A 20,894-nucleotide genomic window follows, 5' to 3' on the forward strand; every position below is an offset into this window, starting at 1 on the left:
GTCGATTAGCGCATGCGCCGCCAGCTCGAAGTCTGTGTCGAAGACGTTGCCGGAATCGAAGCGGCAGTGACCGGCGGCGCCGATCGAGTCGAGCTTTGTGCGGCGCTCGCGGTCGGCGGCCTGACCCCGCCGGCCTCGCTGATCGCCCAAGCGGCGCGGGCGCCGATCCCGGTGCACCTGCTGGCCCGCCCCCGCGACGGCAACTTCCACTATTCGCCGGCGGAAGTCGCGCTGGTGACTGCCGATATCCGTGCTGCGGCCGAGGCGGGGCTGGCCGGCGTGGTGATCGGCGCCAGCGGTGCGGACCACCAGCTCGACGGAGACGTGCTGGCGCGATGGATTGCGGTCGCGCGGTCGAGCGGCAAGCCCTTGTCGCTTACCTTGCATCGCGCATTCGATCTCTGCCCGGATCCGTTCGCGGCGCTGGAGACGGCTGTCGCGCTCGGCTTTGATCGCATCCTAACCTCCGGCTGTGCGCCCAAGGCGATCGATGGCCGTGCGACCCTCGCGGCGCTGGTCGCCGCCGCCGGCACGCGCATCACCATCCTGGCCGGCAGTGGCATCGATGCAGCCACCCTGCCTGCGATCCTGGCGACGGGCGTGCGGGAGGTCCATGCCTCGTGCCGCAGCGCGCAGGGTGAGGCAAATGTGCGCGAAATCGCCTTCGGCTTCCAGGCCGGGGCGCGTCTCGCGACCGATCGGGCCAAGGTCGCGACGCTGCGGGAAATGCTGAATTCGCAAGCTAGCGCTTGAACAATACCAATATGTAACTTATCGCTGTGTCGGTCATAGCCAGTGGAGGCAATGGGGGACATGATCGCCGATATCCAAAAGCCCGCAGGCGGCGCGACGCTGATGGCGTCCGAAGCCGCTGAAGCCGGTGCGGCGGTGCGCCGCCTGCTCGACGCCAATGGTCCGGCGATCGCCGCGCTGGCGCGCGAGCTGCGCGCTGCGCCGCCTGCACTGGTCGTCACCTGCGCGCGTGGCTCGTCCGATCACTCCGCCACCTATGGCAAGTATCTGATCGAAACGATGATCGGCGTGCCGGTCGCCTCCGCGGCGCCGTCGGTGGCGTCGGTGTTCGAAGCGCCGGTCTCCACCGCCCGCGCGCTGTGCATCGCGGTGTCGCAGAGCGGCCGCAGCCCCGATCTGCTCGCCACCGTCCGGGCCTATCAGCAGGCCGGCGCCCGCGTCGTGGCCTTCGTCAACGACGAGGAATCGCCGCTCGCCACGATGGCAGACTCCACGATCGGCCTGAAGGCCGGCCCCGAGCGCTCGGTGGCGGCGACCAAGTCCTACATTACCGCGCTGGCCGCCTTCGCCGCGCTGGTCGCCGAATGGGCGCAGGATACTGCGCTGGCCGACGCCCTGACAGCGCTGCCCCAGCAGCTAGAAGCCGCGCGCGACTATGATTGGGCGCCGGTGGTGGAAACGCTGCGCGAGGCGACCAATTTGTTCGTGATCGGCCGCGGCTACAGCTTCGCCGTAGCGCAGGAGGCCGCGCTCAAGTTCAAGGAAACCTGCAGCCTGCACGCCGAAGCGTTCAGCGCCGCAGAAGTCCGTCATGGCCCGATGGCGATCGTCGGCCAGGGCTTCCCGGTGCTCGCCTTCGCCACCTCGGACGCAGCGGGCGACAGCGTGCGCGATGCCTGCGCCGAATTCGCCGAGCGCGGCGCCCGCGTGTGCCTGGCCGATGCGAAGGCCGGCACCGCGTCGCCTCTCCCCGTGCTGCCCGGCCATCCCGCGATCGAACCGATCCTGATGGTCCAGAGCTTCTACCCGATGGTAAACGCGCTGTCGCTGGCGCGCGGCAACAATCCGGATGCGCCGCTATATCTCCGCAAGGTGACCGAGACTCGATGAGCAGCTTCCGTTTCGTCAACGGCCATATCGTCACCGCCGCCGGCACCCTGCCGGAAGCGGTGATCGCGGTCGACCAGGGCCGCATCACCGGGCTTTCGAAGGAAGGCGCCGGCACCGAGACCATCGACCTCGACGGCGGCTGGATCGTCCCTGGCTTCATCGACGTTCAGGTCAATGGCGGCGGCGGCGTGCTGTTCAACGACGCCACCACGATCGAAGGCATCGCCGCGATCGGCGCGGCGCACGCCCAGTTCGGCACCACCGGATTCCTGCCCACGCTGATCAGCGATGTGCCAGAGGTGATCGCCCGCGCACTCGACGCGGCCGATGCCGCGATCGAGGCCGGCGTGCCCGGCTGTCTGGGCGTCCACATCGAAGGCCCGATCCTCAACAAGGCGCGCAAGGGCATCCACGATGCGGAGAAGTTCCGCGGCCTGGATACCGCGATGGTGGAGCTGCTCAGCCGCCCGCGCCGGGGCAAGGTGCTCGTCACCCTCGCCCCCGAGATGGTCGATCTGGCCAATGTCCGCCGCCTTGCCCGGGCAGGCGTTTTGCTCGCCATCGGGCATAGCGACGCTGCCTACGACACCGCCGTGGCGGCATTCGAGGCCGGCATGACCGGTGTCACCCACCTGTTCAACGCGATGTCGCCGCTGCTGCACCGCGCGCCCGGCGTGGTCGGCGCGGCGCTGGAGAACCAGACCGCCTATTGCGGCATCATCCCCGATGGCTTCCACGTCCATGACGCGGCGCTGCGCATCGCGCTGCAGGCCCGCCCGCATGATCGCTTCCTGCTTGTGACCGACGCAATGCCGAACGTGGGATCGGACATGACCTCGTTCGATCTGCACGGCCGGCTGATCCGCGTCGAAGGCGGCCGTTGCCTGGGTGCGGACGGCACGCTGGCCGGATCGGCGCTCGATATGACCGGCGCGTTCCGCCACATGGTCACCCGCGTCGGCACCTCGCCCGAAGATGCGGCGATGATGGCTGCCGCCAGCCCTGCCGCTTTTCTGGGCCTATCGCACGAACGCGGCGTGCTTGCCCCCGGCCTGCGCGCCGACTGGGTTCAATTGACCCGCGATTTCCAGCCGGCCGGTTGCTGGATCGGCGCAACCCGCTTCCCCTGAGCCTACGGAGACTCGCCCTGAGCACGATCGCGCCGCCCTCTCTTCACGACGACGCCACGGCCGGGGCTCTCGCCATCGGCGCCCCGATGGCGGGCTGGCTGATGCCGCTGGAAGAGGTACCCGATCCCGTCTTCGCGCAGCGGATGCTGGGCGACGGCGTAGCGATCGATCCCGTCGAAGGCTGCCTCTATGCGCCCTGCGACGGCGAAGTCTCGGTTTTGCAGCCGACCGGCCACGCCATCACGCTGCGCGCGGGTGACGCGATCGAAGTGCTGATGCACATCGGTATCGATACCGTCCAACTCGCCGGCAAGGGCTTCGAGCCGGAGGTCAAGGTCGGCGATCGCGTGCGCCGCGGCGATGTGCTGATCCGCTTCGATCTCGATGCCGTGGTCTGCGGCGCGCCTTCGGTAGTTACCCCGGTTCTGGTGATCCGGCAGGACGGCGTCGAGCTGTCCCCTTCGCACCTCAGCGGTATGGTTTCGCCAGGCGATGTGCTCTTCACCGTTGCCCGCGCCGCGCCCGAAATCAAAGCCGCTGCCGGTCCAGAAGGTCCGCTGTTCTCCCGCGACGTCGTCGTGCCGCTGGCGCACGGCATCCACGCCCGCCCGGCAGCCAAGCTGCGCGAGGCGCTGGTACCGTTCGACGCAAAGGTCACCATCGCGAAGGGCGAGCGCAGCGCCGATGCGCGCAGCCCGGTGGGACTGATGACGCTCGCGATCAAGCTCGGCGACACTATCCGTATCGAAGCCTATGGGCCGATCGGTGCGAAGGCTGTCGAAACGCTCGCGGCGATGATCGAAAGCGGTATGGGCGAGAAGGCCGATCCGGCCACCGCCAGTCGCCCTGTCCCCACCCCAGCCGCTCCCATCGCGATAGCTACGGACGAACCTGGTCTCCTCGCCGGCGTCTCCGCCGCGCCGGGACTCGCCATTGGCGCGGCGCGCTTCTTCCGCCTGCCGGAGATCGAGATCGATCCGATCGGCAAGGGCGACGGCGTGGAGCGCGCATCCCTTATGGACGGACTCGCCAAGGTTAGCCGGGCGATAGAGGGCGAACTGGCCCATGCCAGCGGCCCGATGCGGTCGATCCTGAGCGCACACCGCGCGATGCTCGACGATCCCGAACTGCTCGCCGCAGCCAGCGACGCGATCGGCCAGGGCGCCAGCGCCGCGCAGGCGTGGCGCGAGGCGCTGCGCCCGCAAGCAGATCTGTTGCGCACCAGCGGCGATCCGCACCTTGCCGAACGCGCAGACGACATGGTCGACCTCGAACGTCGTGTGGTCGCGGCGATTGCAGGCGTGGGGGATGCGCCGCTAGCGTTCCCCGTCGGCACGATCCTGCTCGCTGACGACCTGCTTCCGTCTCAGGTCTCCGCGATCGACCCAGCGCAGGTGAGAGGTTTCTGTACGGTAGGTGGTGGCCCCACCTCGCACGTGGCGATCCTCGCCGCGAGCCTAGGCATACCGGCGCTAGTGGCGATGGGGCCAGCGCTGCGCGGCGTTCGTGAGGGCGAAACCGTCATTCTCGATTCCGGCGCGGGCACCCTTCGGGTCGCACCGAACGACGCGCAGCGGGCCGAAGCCCAGGCGCGTGTCGATGCCCGCGCCGCCGCGCTCGCCGCCGCCCGATCGGCAGCGAGCGCGGCCTGCCATTTGGCCGACGGCACTCGAATCGAAGTGTTCGCCAACCTCGGCTCCGCTTCCGATGCAGTCCGCGCAGTCGCGACGGGCGCCGAGGGCAGCGGCCTGCTGCGCACCGAATTCCTGTTTCTTGACCGCGACACGGCCCCGAGCGTGGCCGAGCAGACCGCCGAATATCAGGCGATTGCCGACGCGCTGGACGGTCGCCCGCTGATCATTCGCCTGCTCGATATCGGGGGCGACAAGCCCGCCCCCTATCTGCCGATCGGGGCGGAGGAGAATCCGGCGCTGGGCCTGCGCGGCATTCGCGTCGGCCTCGCCCATCCCAAGATATTGGAAGACCAGCTCCGCGCCATTCTGGGCGTCCGCCCGATCGGCCAAGCCAGAATCATGCTGCCGATGATTGCCAGCATCGGCGAACTGCGGGCCGTACGCGCCGTACTCGATCGCTTGCGCGCCGAGCTGGGCATCGAGGAACGCGTCGAACTCGGCATCATGGTCGAGACGCCCGCCGCTGCGGCGACGGCTGATCTGCTGGCGACGGAAGCAGATTTTCTGTCGATCGGCACCAACGATCTTACTCAGTACGCGTTGGCGATGGACCGGGGCAATCCGGCTGTCGCGAGCGGGATCGACGGCCTGCATCCTGCGGTGCTGCGCCTGATCGCCGATACCTGCCGAGGTGCCGCCACCCAGAACCGCTGGGTCGGCGTGTGCGGCGGCCTCGCCTCCGATCCCCTGGCGGTGCCGATCCTGATCGGCCTGGGCGTGACCGAGCTTTCCGCCACCGTTGCGGTGGTGCCCGAAGTGAAAGCGGTGCTTGCCGGCCTCACGCTGGAGCGCGCCCGCGCGCATGCCGCTGCGGCGCTTGCCTGCGCCACCGCCGCCGATGTCCGCCGCCTTGCCCGGGAATTCACCGCATGAAGCACATCCTCGAAATGCTCCAGCCACTCGGCCGTGCACTGATGCTGCCGATCGCGGTGCTGCCGGTCGCCGGTCTACTGCTGCGGCTGGGCCAGCCGGACCTCCTCGACATCGCCTTTGTCAGCGCCGCAGGCGACGCGCTGTTCGCGCATCTCGGCCTGTTGTTCGCAATCGGAGTGGCGACGGGTTACGCGAAGGACGGCAACGGCGCCGCCGCGCTGGCAGGCATCGTCTGTTTCCTCGTATCCACGGAAGCGGGCAAGAGCCTGCTTGCCGTGCCCTTGGATGTCGGCGCGGGTCTCGCCACGGACCAGACGACGCTCGCCGTGGCTGCGTGGAAGGCCAAGGCGGTTGCGCGGCTCGACGTGCCGATCGGCATCGCCTCCGGCCTTATCGGCGGCACCTTCTACAACCGCTTCTCCGCGATCAAGCTGCCATCCTACCTTGCCTTTTTCGGCGGTCGCCGCTTCGTGCCGATCGTCAGCGGTCTGGCCGGGCTAGGGATCGCCGCGATCGTCGGCGTCGGCTTTCCGCATATCAGCGCGGGCGTGGACGGTCTCAGCCACGGCATCGCCGGTGCGGGCTCGTTCGGCCTGTTCGCCTTCGGCGTGCTCAACCGCGTGTTGCTGGTCACCGGCCTGCACCATATCCTCAACAACGTATTCTGGTTCGTTCAGGGCGACTATAACGGCGCAACGGGCGACCTGCGCCGCTTCTTCGCCGGCGATCCGAGCGCGGGCGCGTTCATGGCCGGTTTCTTCCCGGTGATGATGTTCGGCCTGCCCGCCGCCTGCCTCGCCATGTACCGCGCGGCACTCCCCGAGCGTCGCAAGGCGGTCGGTGGCCTGCTGTTCAGCCTCGCCCTCACTTCGCTGCTGACCGGTGTTACCGAGCCGATCGAATACAGCTTCATGTTCCTGGCGCCCATCCTCTACGCGGTGCACGCGGTGCTTACCGGCGTGGCAATGGTGGTTATGGATTTGCTGGGCGTGAAGCTCGGCTTCGGCTTTTCAGCGGGTTTGTTCGATTATGCGCTGAACTTCGGCAAGGCGACCAAGCCGCTGCTGCTGATCCCCGTAGGGCTGGTCTATTTCGCGATCTATTATGGCATCTTCGCCTGGGCGATCCGCCGCTTCGACCTGAAGACCCCCGGCCGCGATGCCGAGGCATCGGCGACTGCCCAGGCAAGCGCAAGCGCCGCTCCGGCGAGCCGTGGCGAAGCATTTGCCCGGGCGCTGGGCGGATCCGCCAATCTGGTCGAAGTCGGCGCCTGCACCACGCGCCTGCGCCTGATCGTCGCCGATCAGCGCGCCGTAGATGACGCCGCACTCAAGGCACTGGGCGCGCATGGTATCCTGCGTCCCTCGGAGCGGGCGCTGCAGGTGGTGCTCGGCCCGATCGCCGATGTGGTGGCAGTGGAAATCCGCGACACGATTGCACGCGGCGGCGTCACGGTCCCGGGCCCCGCCTCTGCTTCTGCCCACGATCTGCTGGTCGCCATGCAACCGGCAGCCCTCTCGGCACTAGGGGGTGCAACGAATATCGTCGCCGTCACCGCGCACGACCATCGCCTGCGCGTCGAGCTGTGCAACCCGGCCGATGTCGATGCCGATGCGCTGCTCGCACTGGGGCTGCGCGGCTTTGCCCGCCCCTCGGCCAATGTGCTGCACCTGCTGGGCGACGATACAGTGCTGGCGACGCTGCGGGGCTGAGCGCGCTAGAACAGCGTAATCAGCAGCACGCCGCCGATTACCGCCGCGCCTGCCACCATCTGCCGCAGGCTCAGTGCTTCGCGAAAGAACCGGTGGCCGGCGATGGCAGCGATCGGCGCCTCGATGATCCCCAGCGCACGCACTGGCGCGGCTGGCGAAAGCGCCAGTGCCACGAACCATCCGACCGAGGCGCATGCACCGCAGAGCCCCGCGCCAAGCGACGGCCGCCAGCGGCGCAGCACTTCAGCAAGCGCGGCCGCATCGCGCCAGGCCAGGAATAGAATCAGCGCCACAGTCTGCATCGCCTGCACCACCGCGACGCAGAGGATCGCCGCGAAGATCGGATGCTCACCGTCCAGCGCCAGCGCAGCATGCCGGAAGGCATTGAGCGAGAACCCGAACATCGCTCCGGAGGCGAGCCCGAACGCCGCCCCCGCAGTCGAAGCGCGAAGCTGACGGGGCGAAGGCCAACTCAGCGCCGCCAGTCCGATCGTGGTGATCGCCACGCCCAGCCAGGCGATGGCGCCGATATGGTCGCCATATACGATCAGCCCGAACAGCGCGGTCATCGGCAGCGAACTCTGCTGCAGCGCGGTCCCCACCGCGAAGCCTGAGCGATGCATCGCGCTGAGCAGCGCAGCCGTCGCGAGGATCTGGCTCGCCGCCCCGACAATCGCCGAGATCCAGAATGCGCTTGACCAGTGCGGATCCGCATCAGGTACCACCAGCAGGGCGAACAGCACGAAGACGATCGAGAAAGGCAGCCCGAACAGGAAGCGCACCAGCGTCGCACCCCAGGGGCCGGAGGACGGCATCACGCCGCGCTGCAGGGCGTTGCGCCCGACCTGGAAGGTGGCAGCCGCAAGCGTCGCAGGGATCCACAGAGGGTTTGCCATGGCGCCGCTTAGCGCTTCGAACGCGCGCCGTCCCGCCTTTTTCGGGCAGTCCGCGGCGGTGGGGCAAACATCGTATTGCTGCGGCGCGCTGCGGGGATGATGCAGCCATCGGAGACCGCCATCATGACCATGTTCGTTCGCGCCGTGCTTCTCGTTTCCGCAGCGATGGCGGGCCCGTCCGCCGCCCAATCGCAACAAGATCCGGCGCCACCTGCCGCAACGAAGGTCACGCCGGCCTCCTCCTTCATCCCTGCAGGTTTCAACCCGCCGACGCTCGTCGAAGCGAAAGGCTTCAAGCTCGTGCCACTCGGCCCCGCCTTGGTGAAGGTCGATTTCGACGCCTATATGTCGTCGATCGAACATCTGCAGAAGAACTTCACGCGCAGCACCGATTGGCCCCACGCCGGCATCACCGATGCCGATGCCATGCGCGACATGGAGACCGAGCAGGCGCGGTTCGCGAGTCGCCAGTCCTTCGCCTATGCCGTGCTCACGCCGGACGGGCGGCGCGAGCGAGGATCCGTCTATGTCTCGCCCAGTCCCGTCGGGCGCTACGATGCCGTCGTGCGGCTATGGGTGACGAAGGCGGACTATGACGCCGGCTTCGACGCGGAGCTGTACCAATGGGTCGCCAGCTGGATCAGGACGGATTGGCCGTTCCGGAACGTCGTGTATCCGGGGCGATCCCTGGACTGGCAGCGCTGGGATGCCCTGCGCGCCGCCAAAGGCCCGGGGGCTGCAGCGGCGCAATAGGCAGGCGCCGAGCGCGCCTCAGCTTGCGCGCTGATACAGCTCGATCAACATGCCCTCCCCATCGAGGATGAAGGCAAAGCGGTCGCCGCCGCTGCCGGGAACCTCGGCAGGCGCCGACGCGATTTCGACGCCCTTTGCCGCAAGATCCGCGATCACGGCCTCGATGTCGATTACGCCGATCGCGAGATGATTGATCCCGCCCAGCCGCAAATTGGCCCGGCGATCCAAACGCGCCGCGGCCGCCGGCGCAGCCCCCTCGACCTGCAACAGTTCCAGCCGCAGCGTACCCAGCCCGACGAACGCGACCGATGCGCCGGGAAAACCGAAGCGGTGCAGCACCCGAAAGTCCAGCTTTTCGACATACCAGTCGATGCTTGCCGCCAGATCCTGCACCACGATGCCGACATGATCGATGCCGCGAAGTTGGTCCTTTACCATGTGCCTGTCCTCTCGTGAGAACTGGCATCTCGTCTGTTCGGGCAGCTTTGATAATATGGTGGGATCTGAATAGAGTGATCGCCATGGCGAACAATCCCGATCGGCTGCGGCTGGACGATCTTTCCGTGTTCCTGGCCGTGTTGGAAGGCCAGGGCTTCCGCGCTGCCGCCAAGCGGCTCGGCATTTCACCCGCCACGGTGAGCGAAAAGATCGCGCAGCTGGAGGCGCAGATCGGCGCGCCGCTTCTGATACGCACCACGCGCAGCGTAACCCCAACCGATGCCGGTGCCGCGCTCGCGCGCCGTCTGTCCCCCCTGCTGGCCGAAGCGCGCGGCATTGCAGGACGTTCGCGACTCCCAGCTCGAGGTGCGCGGTCAGCTGCGCCTGAACGTGACCGGCGCAGTGATGGTCGACATGCTGCCGCCCTTGCTGGACCGATTCCTCCGTCGCCACCCGCACGTGCGCGTGGAGATCGTCGTGGAGGATCGGCTTGTCGACATCATCGCCGCGGGTTGCGACGCCGGCATCCGCTACGGCGAGCATCTCGCCCAGGACACGATCGCGGTGCCGATCGGCCTGCCGTTCCAGCGCCTCGCCTATGCCGCAGCGCCCGCCTATCTCGCGGAGCGGAGCGTTCCAGCCGCGCCGCACGACCTGCTCCGGCACGACACGATCCGCCTGCGCTTCTCCAGCGGCGCGATGGTGCCGTGGGAGTTCGAAAGGGCCGGAGAGGCGATCACGCTAAACCCGCCCGGTGGGCTGACGATCGGCGTGGACGCCGCTGATGCCGCGATCGGGCTTGCCTGCAGCGGCCACGGCGTGATCGCCACATTCGCCAACTGGCTCGATCCCCGCTTCCGCACCGGCGCGCTGGTGCCGGTGCTAGCCGAGTGGTGGCCCCGCTTCGACGGACCAAGGCTGTATTTCTCCAGCTGCCTGATGAAAGCGCCGCTCCGCGCGCTCGTCGACTTGGTCGCGGCGGAACGCGCGGCAGCCCAGAAGGGACCCGGGGCGCGTCAAGGCTCACCTCGACACCCGCTCACCGCGGCGTCAGCGTGACCTTGCCCAGGAGGCCGCTCGCCTGCCCCGCTGGCGCCTCGACGAGCAGTTCCACCGTGCGCTGTCCTGCGCCCGCCGGCAGCTTCGCTTCCAATGGCGCTGGCGCGACGTCGGTCTTCTCGGCGACCTTCGCGCCGTCTATCCACAGCTCCGCGCGTCCGCCGATGCTGGCAAAGCGCAGCGTGCCGCCTTCGGCCGCAATGCGCTTTCGAGGCGTCAAGCGGTTGTGATAGACGCGCCAGCCGGCCTGCGGCTCAGGTGGCGTGGGCACGGCACTGCGCAGGAAGGTCCAGCTGTTATTGTCGGGCACCAGGCCCGGCTTCGGCTTTTCGGCCATCAACGAGGAACGGCGCCAATCGCCGAGCAGCATCAGCGACGGAGACACGCCCATCTGCGGTCGAGGCGCGATATCGGCGCGGTCGATTGTCAAAACCGCCGGCTTCAACCCCTCGGCCGTCGCCCGCACGGTGATCTTGCCGCGGCCTATGCCCGCCTGCACCAGGATTTGCGCCAGCCCATTGAACAGCGACCGAGCATTGCCCTTCTCGGGCTCATGGCTGTTGGGATCGCCATTGCCCACGCCGATGATCGCCGCACCCTCCACGGTGAAGTTCGTCATCAGATTTGCCGTCGGCACGTGCCGGCCCTTGGCATCCACCGCATCGATGGTGATCGGCTGCACGTCTTCGTCGTCGCCCGCCATCACCGTGCGTGCGGGGGTGAGCCGCAGCGCGACCGGCTTGCCGACGGTCTCGTGCACCATGCGTGCCACGACCTTGCCGCCGCGCATTGCCTGCGCCTCGAGCCGGCCCGGCGCATAGGGCACCTGCCATTCATTGCCCTGCAGCCGGTCGACCTTCTGCGTGCCTACGACCTTGCCGTTGAGCAGCAGCGTCACGCTCTCGGCGTTGGAGGCGACGAAGACCTTGATCGCCTGCCCCTCCTTGCCCGGCCACGTCCAATGCGGTGCCAGCCACACGACTGGCGCATCGTCAATCCAGGCGGCGCTGTGGATGCCGAAGGCGGTCTTGGGGAAGCCGCATAGATCCATGATGCCGAAGAAACTGGAGATCGTCGGCCAGGCATAGGGCGTAGGCTCCCCATGATAATCGAAGCCGGTCCACACGAACCCGCCGGCAATGAACTCGCGGGCGGCGATCAGTTGCCACGCCTTGCGGTGGGTGTTGCCCCAGGCCGCGGCCTCGTCATCATAGGAGGTGATGACATGGGCGCCGGGATCGCTCGCGAACGCGCCGCGCGTCTCGAACGCGCTCGTATCCTCGGAACTGGTGCTGGGCCGCCCGGGATTCTGGGCGTGCCACTTGTCATATTCGCCCTGATAATAGTTGAAACCCATTACATCGACGACAGAGGAAACGTTCGACGGATTGTAGAAAGACCCGTTCATCGCCGCCGTCACCGGCCGGCTGTCGTCCAGCCGGCGCACCGCCGCTTCCATCCGGCGCACCATTTCGATGCCGGACTCGGTGCCCTGCATCGGCTCTTCGTTGAAGACCGACCACAGGATCACGCTGGGATGATTGCGATCGCGCCGCACCATCCAGCTGAGCTGGGCAAGATAATCGGGCGCAGGGTTGAAATGGCGATTCTCGTCCATGACGAGGAAGCCCATCCGGTCACACCAGTCTAGCAGTTCAGCGGTCGGCGCATTGTGCGACATGCGGATCGCATTGCAGCCCATCGCCTTCAGCCGCTCCATCCGCCAGGCGAGCAGGGCATCATATTGCGCCGCGCCCACACCGGCATGATCCTGGTGGATGCAGACCCCCTTCAGCTTGACGGGCTTGTCGTTGACGAACAGCCCCCTGTCGGCATCGAAGCGCACGGTGCGGAAGCCGATCGCGGTGCGCCGCTCGTCGATCAGCTTGCCGTCGCGCACCAGCCGCGTGTGAACCGTGTAGAGCGTCGGCGTTTCGACCGACCAGAGCTGGGGATTGCCGGCGTCGAGCGTAAACGCGGCCTGCGCTTCATTCAGCACCGGCACCGTTATGGCGGAGGAGCCGGTCGCCACGCGCTTCCCCGCCGGGTCGAGAAGGTCGGCCTCCACCGTCACGCTGACCGGCGCGCGTTCGATATTGCCGAGCGTCACGGTGACGGGAACCAGCCAGCCACTCCCGGTCTTGCGCGGATCGCAATGCACGCCGTCGGTAATGATCGAGACAGGGGCGCGGCGCACCAGCCAGGCGTGACGATAGAGCCCGGCGCCTTCGTACCACCAGCCCTCCATTGCCTCTGCATCCACCCGGATGGCGATGACGTTGTCCTCGTCGCCGAAGCGGGCAAACGGCGTCATGTCGATCAGGATGCTGGCATAGCCGGACCAGCTGTGCGCGACGATGCTGCCGTTCACCCACACCGTCGCGTTGGTGGCGACGCCGTCCAGGTGCAGCTCGATCGTCTTGCCGCGATCGGCGGCGTCCAGCGTCAGCCGGCGGCGATACCAGCCGATACCACGTCGCCGATAGCCCTGCGAGACATTGGCGGTCTTCTCGAATGGCTGGAACGATGCCCAATCGTGCGGCAGCCGCACTTCTGCCCAGTCGCTGTCGTCATAATCGCGGGCCGCGGCACCGCGCGCGTTCGCCGCTTTCACGCTGCCATAGGTATCGTCATGGTCCTTCAGCGGCGCCGGCGCGATATCGCCTTCATGGAAGCGCCAACCGCGTTCGATACGGGTGCGGGTGGGATCCGAGTCCGGCAGGCGCGGCAGCAGCGTCGTCTTTGGTGCGGGCATCGGAAAGCCATCACCCTCGATTCCCCGCGCCGCCGCCTCCGCTTCGGCCGTGCCCAGCGTGGCGAGTACCCCCAACCCCGCGCTGCCGAGCAGCAACTGGCGACGATCCATGCAGCAATCTCCAATCCGGTAAGGTGCGGTGCGATCAGACGTCGCTGAGTTCCGCCACGAAATCATAGGCATCGCCCCGATAATAGGAGCGGGTCACTTCGGCCGGGCGGCCGTCGCGAAGGAAGGCGCGGCGTTCGATCAGCAGGCCCGCATGGCCCGGATCGACGCCCAGCATCTTGGCGTGTTCGCCCAGGAACGGCACGGCGCGCAGTCGCTGCAACGCGCGCACCGGGCGGTTACCGGCGGCCTCGAGCGCGGTGTAGAGCGAATCTCCCACCGCCTCTACGGAGGGCAGGCAATACCCGGCGATCGTGGAGAATTCGAGCGCCATCGGCTCGCCCTCGGCATAGCGGATGCGCGAGAATCGCAGCACGCCTGCCCCCGGGGAGAGCCCCAGCGCCATCGCCTCTTCGGGCGTCACCTGGCCAGCCGAGCGGGCAATCCAGCTGCTGCTGGCCGTCCGGCCGCGCGCGGCCATGTCTTCGGAGAAGGACGAAAGCTTGGAAAAGCTCTTCTCGACGCGCTCGGCGACGAAGGTGCCCGCGCCACGCCGACGCGTCAGCAGACCTTCCTCCACAAGTCCGCCGATCGCCTTGCGCACGGTGATGCGAGACACGTCATATTCTACCGCCAGGTCGCGCTCGGGCGGAATCGCGTCGCCTTGGGCGAGGATCTTGCCGCTGATCGCCTCGCGGATCAGCTGTTGCAGCTGCAGATAGAGCGGCGACGGGTTGCCTTCACGAAACCGGCCGATCTGATCGGAAAACGTCATTGATCCTCCCCTGCGCGACGCCGCTGCCCACCGAAGCAGCGCCTAGAGCAAGCTCCCCGCGGAGCGCAAACGTTACCTCGGGGATATACATTGGTACGATGATACCAACAGCCTGAAGCGACTAGGTCAAGCGTATAATTGAAAAGAACTATGTCCGCCCGCGCAAGCCTATTGTCCGATAGGACCTAAATTGGTTACACCCTTTCCTGGCCCCAATCGGTGGCCGAGAAACGAGGGGAGTTTCCGATGCGCGCGTTCCTGCAACAGGCAAAGCATTCAGGCTGGGCGGCGATCCTGCTGTCTTCGACCGCTTTCGCCCAGACGGTGCCGCCGCTTACTCCTTTGCCCGCGAGCGTCACGCTCGGCAAGGGTAGCTTCACGATCGCGAACGGCGCCACGTTGGCCGTGCCGGCGGGCGACAACGCCGCCACCGCTGCCGCGCGCCTGCTCGCCGCGCATGTGAAGGTGGAGCGCGGCCTCACGCTGGGCACCACGGGCACCAGTGGCGCGATCCGTTTCGAACGCGACGCGGGCGTCAAGGGCGATGAGGCCTACCGCCTCATCATCGACACCAAGGGCGTGCGCATCGCCGCCTCGGGCGACCGCGGTTTGCTCTACGGCGCGATGACGCTGGCGCAGCTGCTCAGCCCGGACCACGGCTTCGGCAAGGCGGTGAAGCTGCCGGCGCTCAGCGTCGAGGACGCGCCCCGCTTCGGCTGGCGCGGGCTGATGCTCGACGTCGCCCGCCACTTCCAGCCGATCGAATTCGTCTACGGCGTGGTCGACCAGATGGCCTCGGTGAAGCTCAACACGCTGCACCTCCACCTCACCGACGACCAGGGATGGCGCTTCGAGGTGAAGCGCTATCCGAAACTTACCGAAGTGGGCGGCTGGCGTACCCCGCCGAGCACCGGCGGCGCGCCGGGCCCGAAGGTCGGCGGATTCTACACGCAGGAACAGCTGAAAGGCCTGGTCGCCTATGCTGCCGAGCGCGGCGTGACCATCGTGCCGGAAATCGACCTGCCGGGCCACGCCCAGGCGCTGGTCGCCGCCTATCCCGAACTCGGCATCTTCGGCGACAAGCCGGAGGTGTCGCACGACTGGGGCGTGAACCCCTATCTGTTCAACCCCGGCCCCAAGGGCATCGCCTTCGTCAAGGAAGTGCTCGACGAGCTGATGGCGGTGTTCCCGGGCACCTATGTCCATCTCGGCGGGGACGAGGCGGTGAAGGACCAGTGGGAGCGCTCGCCGGAGGTGCAGGCGCAGATGAAGGCGCTCGGCATCAAGACCGAAAACGGGCTGCAGAGCTGGATGATCGATCAGTTCGGCGCCTATCTGGAGGGCCATGGCCGCCGCCTGATCGGCTGGGACGAGATCCTCGAAGGCGGCCTGCCGCCCTCGGCCTCGGTGATGTCGTGGCGCGGCGAGAAGGGCGCGGTGGAAGCCGCCAATGCGGGGCATGACGTGGTGCTCTCGCCCGCCCCCACCCTCTATCTCGACAGCCTGCAGAGCGATCGTCGCGACGAGCCGCCGGGCCGCCTCTCGATCCAGACGCTGGCCGATGTCTACAAGTACGAGCCGATGCCCGTCGGCATCGATGCGGCCAAGGCGAGCCATGTGCTCGGCGCGCAGGGCAATGCGTGGAGCGAATATCTGATCACGCCGTACCAGGTGCAGCACATGCTGTTCCCGCGCGCCGCGGCGATCGCCGAGATCACCTGGTCGGGCAAGGACAAGCGCGACTTCGCATCGTTCGTCAGCCGCGTGCAGCCGCAGATGGCCCGCTGGCGCCGCTCGGGCATGGAAGTCGCCGACAGCGCGTTCGCGATCGACTACAAGCTGCAGGGCACGCGCGGCGAGGCGCTGCGGGCGAACCAGGCCAAGGTGGCGCTCGCCACCCAGACCGGTTTCGGCACGATCCGCTACACGCTCGACGGCAAGCAGCCCACCGCCAAGTCGCCGGTGTACAAGGCACCGTTGACGCTCAAGCCCGGCACGACGATCACCGCCGCGGCGTTCGACGCAGCCGGCATCGTCACCGCCACCCCGCGCAGCTTCGATACCAGCCGGACGGCGCTGCTCACCCGCACCAGCTCGGACATGGTGGCCTGCCCCAGGGGTGCGCTCGGCCTGCGCGTGCCGCTGACCGCCGAGTCGCAGGAAAATGCGCCGGTGTTCAACGTCAACCTGTTCGATACCTGCACCGCCTATCCGGCCGCGCCGCTGGACGTGGCGACCGGTTTCACCGTCGATGTCGCCCGCACGCCGCGCAACTACGGCCTGGCGCATGATTTCAACAAGGTGCGCGCCCATTACAATGTCAGCACCCATGGCGAGCTGATCGTCACCGCCCGCTGCATTGCCGCGTCCAAGGATCCGGCGGTGAAGCGGATCGTCGTCGCCACCTTCCCCCTGCCCGATCCGGCCAGCGCGCCGCAGCAGTTCCGCTTCACCGGCAGCCTGCCCAAGCTGGCGGGTGACGAGGACCTGTGCTTCCAGTTCACGTCGCCGCTCAGTGACCCGTTCTACACCGTCGAGAAGGTGGTGCTGACGGAGGCGGCCAAGTGAAGGCGCGCACCCTCGCCCTGCTACCACTGCTTGCCCTCGTCACGCCGGCCTGGGCCGATCCGCGCCAGTCGCTGTCGCTCGACGGCGCCTGGGAAGTGCGCATCGACCCCAGCGACGCCGAAGCGGCCAGGGCGCATCCGAAGGAATCCGTCTGGTTCCCGGCCAAGGTGCCCGGCAGCGTCCAGCAGGACCTGATCGCGGCGAAGCGCGTGCCCGATCCCTACAAGGGCATCAACGAGGCGCCGATCCAATGGGCAGGCCTCACCCGCTGGCAGTTCCGCCGCACGCTCAACGTCACGCCGGCGATGCTGGCACGCGACCATCTCGACCTGGTGTTCGACGGGCTGGACACCTTCGCGACCGTGACGCTCAACGGCCGCAAGCTGATCGAGACCGACAACGCCCATCGCCGCTGGCGCATCGACGCCAAGCAGGCGCTGAAGGCCGGCGCGAACGAACTGATCGTCACCATCGCCTCGCCGATCAAGACACTGCAGCCGATGGTGCTCGCGGAGAAATTCCCGCTTCCCGGCGAATATGATTCCGCCTTCGGCGACGAGCCCAAGGGCAAGCAGACCTCGCCCTATATCCGCAAGCCGAAATATGATTACAGCTGGGACTGGGCGCCGCGCCTCGTCAAGATCGGGCTGTGGCGGCCGGTGCGGCTGGAAGCGTGGGACGATGCGCGCATCGAAGGCTTCCGCGTCGACCAGGAAGCGCTGATCCCGGCGGAAGCGCGGCTGGTCGCGCGCTGGAAGATCCTCACCGATATCGAGAAGTCGGTCACCGTCCGCACCCGCGTCACCGGCCCAGACGGCAAGACGGTTGAGGCCAGTCGCACGCTGGCGATCGGCATGGGCGAAAACGACGTCAGCGTTCCGCTCACCGTGCCCAAGCCCCAGCTTTGGTGGCCCACCGGTTATGGCGCACAGCCGCTCTACAAGGTAGAGGCGGTGCTGGAGGAAGACGGCGCCGTCAGCGACCGCGTGTCGCAGCGCATCGGCCTCCGTACCGTGGAACTGGACACACAGGGCAGCGGCTTTGGCTTCCGCATCAACGGCTTACGCATTTTCGCCAAGGGCGCGAATTTGATCCCGTTCGACATGTTCCCAACCGCCGTGACCGAGGCACGCATGCGCCGCATGGTCGCCGATGCGCGCGACGCTAACATGAATATGATCCGCGTCTGGGGCGGCGGCTATTATCTGGACGACGCGTTTTACGCCGCCGCTGACGAACTCGGCATGATGGTGTGGCAGGATTTCATGTTCGGCGGCGCGGTGACCCCGCCAGACGCCGCGTTCCGCGAAAATGTTCGCAAGGAAGCCGAGCAGCAGGTCGCCCGGCTCCAGCCGCACCCGTCGATCGTCGGCTGGAACGGTGGCAACGAGATCCTGTCCGGCTGGGAAAACTGGTCCGATCGCAAGGCGTTCAAGAAGAATGTCGGCGCGGACGAGCAGGAGCGGATCGGCGCCGGCATGGCCGTACTGTTCGATCGCACCCTGCGGAACGCCGTGCTGAAGGAAGCACCCGGCAGCACCTATTGGCCCGGGTCGCCCTCCACCGATTATACCGGCCCCACGGATACGGACGCCAATGGCGACCGCCACTTCTGGGACGTCTGGTCGGGCTCCAAGCCGGTCGAGCGCTATCTCGACGGCTGTGCACGCTTCATGTCCGAATATGGCTTCCAGGCGATGCCGAACCTGTCGACGATCCGTGGCTTTGCCGGAAACGGTCCGCTGGCGATCGACAGCCCGGTCCTCAAGGCGCACCAGAAGTTCCTGGCCGGCGAAGGCAATAGCCGCCTCCAGCTCTATCTCGACCAACGCCTGCGCAAGCCCGCCGATTTCGCCGATCTCGTCTATCTCACCCAGGTGAACCAGATGCAGGCGATCGGCATGGCCGCGCGCCACCACCGCGCCTGCGCGCCGATCACCATGGGCTCGCTCTACTGGCAGCTCAACGATGCGTGGCCCGCGATCAGCTGGGCGAGCATCGACTATGATGGCCAGTGGAAGCTGCTCCAGTACGAGGCGCGTCGCATGTTCGCGCCCCAGGCGATCGTCGCCGAGCACAAGGACGGCGCGACCCGCCTTGCCGCCGTGTCCGACGCGACCAACCTGATCGCGGCCGAATGGCGCGTGCGCGGCTTCACCATGGACGGTAAGCCGCTGGCTGCGAAAGCCGAGAAGTTCGACTTGTCCAACGGCTCGCTCGAACTCGCCAAGATCGCCGATGCGGAGCTGTTCAGCGACGCGGCGCCTGCGCAGAGCTATGCGGTTGCCGAGCTGTGGATCGACGGCAAGCAGGTCTCGCGCCAGATCGTCGAGCGACTGGCGCCCAAGGACATGGCCTATCCCGCCCCGCGCCTATCGGTTCGCTGGCGGGACAAGCAGGTGACCGTCACCGCTGGCGCGCTCGCCCGCGCGGTGATGCTCGATTTCGGTACCACCGTCGCGCAACCGAGCGACAACGGCTTCGATCTGCTGCCCGGCGAGAGCCGCACCCTCACCATCACGTCCGAGGCGAACGCCGCCGCGCTCGCCCGCGCCCTCACCCTTCGCACCCTGGGACCCCGTTGATGCCTCTGCTCCCCCTGCTGCTGCTCGCCGGCGATCCCGATCCGGTCGCCGCCGCCGTCGCCCAGATGACGATCGAGGAAAAGGCCGCCCAACTCCAGAGCACCGCGCCCGCCGACCCTAAGGTCGGCCTGCCTGCGTATGACTGGTGGAACGAGGGCCTGCACGGCCTCGCCCGCAACGGCACTGCCACCATATTCCCGCAGGCTATCGGGCTTGCCGCGACGTGGGACGTCGCCTTGCTCCACAAGGTGGGAGACACCGTCGCCACCGAAGCGCGCGCAAAGTTCAACGCGCTGCCCGTGACGGCCGATCGCAAGATTTATGAAGGGCTGACCATCTGGTCGCCCAACATCAACATCTTCCGCGATCCGCGCTGGGGTCGTGGCCAGGAAACCTATGGCGAGGATCCGTTCCTCACCGGCCGTCTCGGCGTCGCCTTCATCCAGGGTCTGCAAGGGCCTGATCCCATGCACCCCAAGGTAATCGCCACGCCCAAGCATTTCGCGGTGCATAGCGGCCCCGAAGCCGGCCGCGACGGATTCGACGTCGATCCCAGCCCGCAAGATCTGGAATCGACCTACACCCCCGCTTTCCGCCTCGCCATCATCGAGGGCAAGGCGCAGTCGCTGATGTGCGCCTATAACTCGATCCACGGCACCCCCGCCTGTGCATCGGGCGCGCTGATGAACGATCGGCTGCGCAAGGATTGGGGCTTCAAGGGTCTCACCGTCTCGGACTGTGATGCCGTGGCGAACATCCACCTGTTCCACCACTACCGGCTCGACGCGGCCGAAGCGTCCGCCGCCGCGATCAAGGGCGGTATGGATCTGAACTGCGGCACCACTTACGCGGCGCTGCCCCAGGCGGTGAGGCGTGGGCTGGTGAGCGAAGCCGAGGTCGATGGCGCACTGAAGCGTGCACTGGACGCGCGCCGCGCGCTCGGCATGGCCTTTGGCGGCGCCAATCCCTGGAGCAAGATCAAGCCCAGCGAACGCGGCACCCCAGCCCACCGTGCGCTGGCGCTGGAAGCCGCGCGCAAGGCGATCGTGCTGCTCAAGAATGATGGCGACCGTCTACCGCTCAATCCCGGCGGGCGCATCGCGGTAATCGGCGCCAATGCCGACGATCTCGGCGTGCTAGAGGGAAATTATCACGGCACTGCGAAGGATCCGGTGACGCCGCTCGACGGCATCCGCCGCGAGTTCGGCGCCGATAACGTGGTATATGCGCAGGGCTCGCAACTGGCCGAAGCAGGTGCAGTGATCATGCCCGAAACCGCTTTCCGTGCCGACGGCAAGCCGGGCCTGAAGGCTGAGTATTTCGCTTCCCCCTCGGTAACCGGCACCCCAGTCGCCACGCGACGGGACAGGCGCATCGACTTCAACTACACCCGCGCCGCACCGCTGCCGGGCCTCAGCGCCACCGGCTTCGCGGTGCGCTGGAGCGGTGAATTCACGCCTCCGGGCGCTGGCGACTATGAGCTGGCGATCGATATCCCCGCCTGCTGGAAGGACTGCAACACGCACGACGCCGTACGGCTATGGGTTGACGGCAAGCTCCTCCACGACGGCCCGCTCGGCAAAGCACGCGTCGCGGTGAAGGTCGCCAGCGACGGCAAGCCCGTGCCGTTCCGCATGGAGATCGACCACCGCAGCGAAGACGGAGGCGTCCGCCTGATGTGGCAG

Annotated in this window: 14 protein-coding genes and 1 pseudogene; 11 read left to right on the forward strand and 4 right to left on the reverse strand. The window is 67.4% G+C overall.

The window, feature by feature from the left end:
* The first annotated feature begins 12 nt into the window (after positions 1–12).
* From B215_RS0119220 to nagE, 5 genes are all read left to right on the forward strand, one after another.
* A complete protein-coding gene (locus B215_RS0119220) occupies positions 13–753 on the forward strand; it encodes a copper homeostasis protein CutC (protein ID WP_019371276.1) in 741 nt (246 codons plus the stop codon).
* A gap of 60 nt (positions 754–813) precedes the next feature.
* Complete coding sequence (locus tag B215_RS0119225; RefSeq protein ID WP_019371277.1) at positions 814–1,863, forward strand: SIS domain-containing protein; 1,050 nt, start codon at positions 814–816, stop codon at positions 1,861–1,863.
* Positions 1,860–2,993 carry an N-acetylglucosamine-6-phosphate deacetylase gene (gene nagA / locus B215_RS0119230; RefSeq protein WP_019371278.1) on the forward strand — a complete coding sequence of 378 codons (1,134 nt, stop codon included), beginning with the start codon at positions 1,860–1,862 and terminating at the stop codon, positions 2,991–2,993. The genes B215_RS0119225 and nagA overlap by 4 nt, the downstream gene beginning before the upstream one ends.
* Positions 2,994–3,079: 86 nt before the next feature.
* Positions 3,080–5,560 carry a phosphoenolpyruvate--protein phosphotransferase gene (gene ptsP, locus B215_RS0119235; RefSeq protein ID WP_019371279.1) on the forward strand — a complete coding sequence of 827 codons (2,481 nt, stop codon included), beginning with the start codon at positions 3,080–3,082 and terminating at the stop codon, positions 5,558–5,560.
* Entirely contained in the window at positions 5,557–7,272 is a 1,716-nt protein-coding gene (gene nagE / locus B215_RS0119240) for an N-acetylglucosamine-specific PTS transporter subunit IIBC (RefSeq protein WP_019371280.1), read from the forward strand. The genes ptsP and nagE overlap by 4 nt, the downstream gene beginning before the upstream one ends.
* Before the next feature lie 5 nt (positions 7,273–7,277).
* Here the strand turns inward: nagE and B215_RS0119245 are convergent, their stop codons facing one another.
* Positions 7,278–8,168 carry a DMT family transporter gene (locus B215_RS0119245; protein WP_019371281.1) on the reverse strand — a complete coding sequence of 297 codons (891 nt, stop codon included), beginning with the start codon at positions 8,166–8,168 and terminating at the stop codon, positions 7,278–7,280.
* Positions 8,169–8,297: 129 nt separating this feature from the next.
* Between B215_RS0119245 and B215_RS0119250 the strand changes: the two genes are divergently transcribed.
* Positions 8,298–8,921 carry a twin-arginine translocation pathway signal protein gene (locus tag B215_RS0119250; protein WP_162839601.1) on the forward strand — a complete coding sequence of 208 codons (624 nt, stop codon included), beginning with the start codon at positions 8,298–8,300 and terminating at the stop codon, positions 8,919–8,921.
* 18 nt (positions 8,922–8,939) lie between these two features.
* Here the strand turns inward: B215_RS0119250 and B215_RS0119255 are convergent, their stop codons facing one another.
* Complete coding sequence (locus B215_RS0119255) at positions 8,940–9,359, reverse strand: VOC family protein (RefSeq protein WP_019371283.1); 420 nt, start codon at positions 9,357–9,359, stop codon at positions 8,940–8,942.
* An 83-nt stretch (positions 9,360–9,442) separates the two neighbouring features.
* Between B215_RS0119255 and B215_RS21940 the strand changes: the two are divergent.
* Positions 9,443–9,586 (forward strand): annotated as a pseudogene (locus B215_RS21940) (helix-turn-helix domain-containing protein); the annotation flags it as partial.
* 109 nt (positions 9,587–9,695) lie between these two features.
* The gene (locus B215_RS20495; protein ID WP_237718474.1) at positions 9,696–10,418 is read left to right on the forward strand and encodes a LysR substrate-binding domain-containing protein; all 723 of its coding nucleotides are present in this window, start codon (positions 9,696–9,698) and stop codon (positions 10,416–10,418) included.
* Here B215_RS20495 and galA read toward each other — a convergent pair.
* Entirely contained in the window at positions 10,399–13,284 is a 2,886-nt protein-coding gene (galA, locus tag B215_RS0119265; RefSeq protein ID WP_019371284.1) for a beta-galactosidase GalA, read from the reverse strand. The genes B215_RS20495 and galA overlap by 20 nt on opposite strands.
* A gap of 34 nt (positions 13,285–13,318) precedes the next feature.
* Positions 13,319–14,056 (reverse strand): GntR family transcriptional regulator, encoded by a 738-nt coding sequence (locus B215_RS0119270; protein WP_019371285.1) that lies wholly within the window; start codon positions 14,054–14,056, stop codon positions 13,319–13,321.
* 246 nt (positions 14,057–14,302) lie between these two features.
* Between B215_RS0119270 and B215_RS0119275 the strand changes: the two genes are divergently transcribed.
* From B215_RS0119275 to B215_RS0119285, 3 genes are all read left to right on the forward strand, one after another.
* Positions 14,303–16,624 carry a beta-N-acetylhexosaminidase gene (locus B215_RS0119275; RefSeq protein ID WP_019371286.1) on the forward strand — a complete coding sequence of 774 codons (2,322 nt, stop codon included), beginning with the start codon at positions 14,303–14,305 and terminating at the stop codon, positions 16,622–16,624.
* Positions 16,621–19,209: a beta-mannosidase gene (locus B215_RS0119280; protein WP_019371287.1), complete on the forward strand. Its 2,589-nt coding sequence runs from the start codon at positions 16,621–16,623 to the stop codon at positions 19,207–19,209. Before B215_RS0119275 ends, B215_RS0119280 begins: the two co-directional genes overlap by 4 nt.
* The coding region (locus tag B215_RS0119285) for a glycoside hydrolase family 3 N-terminal domain-containing protein (protein ID WP_019371288.1) at positions 19,209–20,894 on the forward strand (1,686 nt) is incomplete at its 3' end. The genes B215_RS0119280 and B215_RS0119285, both read left to right, overlap by 1 nt.

This window comes from Sphingomonas sp. ATCC 31555, from assembly GCF_000282895.1.
Classification (GTDB): domain Bacteria; phylum Pseudomonadota; class Alphaproteobacteria; order Sphingomonadales; family Sphingomonadaceae; genus Sphingomonas.